Source organism: Longimonas sp. (genome assembly GCF_046498435.1).
Taxonomy (GTDB): Bacteria; Bacteroidota; Rhodothermia; order Rhodothermales; family Salinibacteraceae; genus Longimonas.
Window position 1 is genome coordinate 1 of record NZ_JAWOAR010000304.1, and the last position, 4,889, is coordinate 4,889.

2 protein-coding genes are annotated in these 4,889 nt (G+C 61.5%); both read left to right on the forward strand.

From position 1 onward, the window contains the following. A partial coding sequence (locus tag R6U20_RS11745; RefSeq protein ID WP_410338046.1) for a T9SS type A sorting domain-containing protein occupies positions 1 to 2,651 on the forward strand: 2,651 nt, incomplete at its 5' end. Positions 2,652 to 2,752: 101 nt separating this feature from the next. After that, a partial coding sequence (locus tag R6U20_RS11750; protein ID WP_410338047.1) for a LamG-like jellyroll fold domain-containing protein occupies positions 2,753 to 4,889 on the forward strand: 2,137 nt, incomplete at its 3' end.

Consider the following 4,889-nt stretch of genomic DNA (forward strand, 5'->3'; position numbering starts at 1 on the left):
CCGGCGGACGCGACGCCACATTTGAAGGCGATCCGCAGTGGACCGCCAGCGGCGCGCCGCTCGGGCAAGAAAGCGTCGTGGTTGATGCAAACGGCACCGGTGCTGTGGGGCCAACGAATGCCGCACTCACTGTTACCACCACCGATGCCCCTGTGACGCTATATCGCTATGGCGACGCCAGTGCCGAGGTCTTCGATGACGAGGAAATTCCACGCGGTCAGCGCAGCAAAGCCGTATGGGGGGCGGTGCCGACCGCCATGGCCGACCTGGAGCTCACGTACGGCGACGTGACGGTACCGAATCCCAGCGCGGTAGGATTGGCCGAACGCCCAGGTCCAACGCAGCCGTGGACCGCCCGCGCAGAAGAACCCTCGGGCGAGACGTTCACACTCACCGGCCAGACGGACTCCCGTGAGTTTGTGCTCTATGATAACGCCCCCAGCATTCTGTACGTGGATGCCGCCGCCTCGGGCACTGGCACCGGCGCCTCGTGGAGCGATGCCTACCCCGACCTGGAAGATGCACTGAGCGCAGCCCTCAGCAGTGACGTGATCGTCATCGCAGCAGGGACCTATACGCCCAGCCGCGAGCTCAACGCCGGAGAGGCACGTACAGCTACCTTTGAGGTGACTGGCGAACAGGACGGGCTCACCATCTACGGGGGCTGGAGCGGAAGCGAGACGTTTGGCGACGCGTCGGAGGTGGAAGACGCGCTGGACGGTCGCAACCTGCCTGCCAACGCAACCGTTCTTTCGGGTAACATCAACGACGACGAAAACGACGACTCCGGTAATGCCTACCACGTGCTCGTCTTTAACGGTGGCGATTCGATTGGTGCAGATGTTGACGCAAACCTTACTCCCGACACGGTGCTGGATGGGGTCACCATTACCGGCGGGAATGCGAACGGAGCTACCACCCAAAGGGGCACGGGCGGTGGGCTCTACTGCGACGGCCAGGGCAGTGGCAATGCATGCAGTCCCACGCTCTCCGGGCTCACGTTCACCGGCAACACCGCTAACGCCGCAGGCGCGATGTTAAACGATGGTAACGAGGGCGGCACGAGCAGCCCGGTGATTACGAATGTGGTCTTCGCGGGCAACTCCGGCGATCTCTTCGGCGGGGCGATCTACAACTTTGGCAGCAGTGGGACAAGCAGCCCGGTGATTACAAACGCGACCTTCACCGGCAACACCACAGACGAGGGCGGGGCGATCTACAATGATGGCCGCAATGGCGGCACGAGCAGTCCGCAAATTACGAACACGATCCTGTGGGGGAACGATGCCAGCAACGATGGCGACGAGATTTACAATAGAGAAGCCACGCCCACCCTCACGCACACGCTCATTGAGGGTGGCCTCGCGAGCATCAGCGAAAATGACGGCTCGTCAACGACCGACGGCGGAAACAACATTGACGCCGACCCGCTCTTTGCCGATGCCGCGGCAGGCGATGCACGCCTCACAGCGGGCTCCCCCGCCATTGCGCGCGGCACGTTCGCGCCGTTTGCATCCGGTGGCATCGCCGAAGACGTGACCACCGACCTTGCAGGCGAAGACCGTATCTTCGGCGCGCGCCCGGATCTGGGTGCCTTCACGTTCAACGACATCGCAACCACAAGTAGCGACATCGCCGACGCCGCCGGGCTGCTCGGCTACCTGGAGCCGACCGGATTCGATGGGCTTGTGCTCCTGCGCGAGAACACCGCAGCCAATGGCGGACTCACCCTCACCCGCACGGGCGAGGCCCCCACCGATCCCAGTGACGAACTCCCCGGCAACGTGGCCCCGTTCACCTGGACGGTGACGTCCGATCTCGACACAGATCCCCACTACGACCTCCTGCTCTCCACCGAGGATCTGGGCGGAATCAGCGACTTCGGCGCGCTCATGCTCTACAAGTCCGACGACGGCGGGCAGACGTGGAACGCCGTCGACACGTTCAGCGGCGCGAGCCTGGTGCTGGATGAAGACCGCGCCCTCGTGGCGGTGCAAGACCTGACCGGCTTTAGCCAGTTCGCCATCGCCAGCAGCACCGCCGACAACCCGCTGCCGGTGGAGTTGGCTGGATTTGAGGCGCAGCGCTCCGGCACCGAATCGATCACGGTGCAGTGGGAGACGCTTTCGGAGACGAACAACGCAGGCTTTGAGGTGCAGCGGTCCGTCCCATCCAACGTAGAGACGTCCCGCCGGGACGTCTCTACAGGCGAATCGTGGCAAACCATCACCACCCTAAACGGTGCGGGCACCACCGACACCCCGCAATCCTACCGCTTTGAAGACACCGATCTGCCCTACGCCGCCGACAGCCTCTCGTATCGCCTCCGCCAGATCGACACCGGCGGCACGGAGTCGTTTAGCGAGGCGGTGACGATTGCGCGGCAGGTGACCCAGGCCGAACTCTTGCCCACGTACCCGAACCCAGTGCGCCATCAGGCCACGGTACGGTTTGCGGTACCCGACCAGCAGGCGGTGCGCATCGACCTCTACGACATGCTAGGTCGCCGGGTACAAACGGTGGTGGATGGCGAGCAAGACGGACGCACTGAGCAGCAACTGGACGTAAGCCGTCTGTCGAGCGGCACGTACTTCCTCCGCATGCAAACCAGCAGCCACACCGAAACCCAGCGGGTGACGGTGGTGCGGTAGCGCTGCAGTACCCTACAAACTTGATCATGCTCTGGATGAAACCTCACTGCTGCATCCAGAGCCCGGCTCTACATTCCCTTGATCTACCTTTATAGGATCTTATGCCAACTCGTTACTGGAACACGCCCTCTCTCCCCATGAATGTGCTGCTCATGAGCGTAGCTGTGCTGCTTTTTTCATGGGGAGCAGTTGGCTCCGCACAGGCACAAACCGTCTATCACGTTACTGAAACCGGCGACGCGAGTAACGATGGTTCCTCGTTTACCGACGGCAACGCGCTCTCCTTGCAAGGCGCGCTAAGTGCAGCCGGGGGAAGCGACGTCATTGTGATTGCCGCCGGGCGCTACGTGCCAACAAGCGATGCCTCCGACCGTGACGCGCGCTTTGAGATCACCGGCGCGCAGGACGGACTCAAGATCTATGGCGGATGGAGCGGCGATGAGTCGTTTTCAGATATCGACGATGTGGAGGATCAACGGTCCAATCGGGGGCAGGCAGAAAATCTCACGGTGCTCTCTGGAGACATCGAAGGTAACGACGACACCAACGCCCAGGGGATCACCGAAGAGGCCGACGACATCAACGGCGCAAATAGCAAAACGGTGGTGTACCTTGATGGTACGACGGGCGGGAATATCACAACCGATACCGTGCTCGACGGGCTCGTGATTACCGGAGGACAGGCCGATCGTGGTGGGGGGTTCGAAGATACAACCGGCGGTGGTGCATTTTGTAACGGCGGTTCTGGCGGAAACTGTAGTCCTGTGATATCTAACACCCGCTTCATCGGCAACACTGCTTCTGGTAATGGCGGCGCGATCTACAACCGTACGACAAGTGGGGGCACAAGCAGCCCTCAAATTATCAATTCGACCTTCACCGGTAACCGTGCGGGAGACCGCGGCGGGGCAATCAATAACTTTGGATTTAACGGCACGAGCAGCCCGCAGATCACGAATTCCACCTTCACGGGCAACAGTGCAGGGGTCCGCGGCGGGGCGATCAATAACTTTAAATTTAATGAGGGTGCAAGTAGTCCCACAGTAGTCAATAGTATTTTTTGGGACAATAGTGCAGATGACGATGACGATGACGTTGAGATCTTCAACAACGCCGGAGCCTCTGTAATGCTCAGTCACACGCTTATCAAGGGTGGATGCGGAAGCATTACAAACGCCTCATGCGATGGTACCAACCTCGCCGCCGACCCGGACTTTGTGAATGTGAATGACCCATCGGGCAACGGGCTGCTTTTGCTGACTACCTCACCTGCACTGGATGCGGGAGACAACACGCCGTTCGAAACAGGCGGTATTGCCGAAGATATCGAAACCGACCTCTTGGGCGAGACACGTATCCAGAACGGGACGGTCAGCGTCGGAGCCTATGAGCGAGGGATCAACAACGAGGCTCAACTGCGCCTGGTGGCCCGCTCGGGCGTAGAAACCGGCACGTTTGAATTATCCAACACGGGCATTGGCGTGTTCGGCGCCGAGGTCGATCTGGGGAATCTGCCTCCCGGCGTCTCCGCCATAGACGACTCAGGCGATGGCGATGTGAACAACGATGGCGATACCTGGACGGTAGATGTCTTGGCGGGAGGCACTGCAACGGTACGCATCGACTATGAACGCGGCGCCTCCGCCGACCCGGGCCTGCTCGATCTGACCGCCACGCTCGACACCGACAGCTACACCGTCGATGGTGGCGGCACCGATGCCACCGATCCGGGTGACGCCATCTCCGATTGGGCCCTCCTCGAAGCGCCGTACGGCTCCGGCACGGCTCTTGCCTTCGACGGCAGCGCGGACTACCTACGCATGGACGGCTCGGCTGAAGATGTGGACCTGGTTGGCGCGAGCTTTACCGTCGAAGCCTGGATTCAGGTCGACGACCTCACCGGCGATAATCCGATTCTGGGCCATGGGGACTCCAGCCCCGGAACGAATCAGGTCCTGCATCTGACGACGCGGGGCACCACGCTGCACATGGGGTTTTACAATAACGACCTGGAAGGCAGCGCATCACTGGAGGAAGGGCGCTGGCACCACGCCGCGTTTGTCTACGACGCCGCCAGTGAGGAGCAGCGCATCTACCTCGACGGCAAACTGGATGAGACCCGTAGTGCGGATGCGTTTGCGGGACGCCAGAGCGATCGGCTGCAGATCGGGCAGTGGGGCGGCAGTCGCTACCTTGATGGCGCGCTGGGCGAGCTACGCATCTGGACCGAGGCGCGCA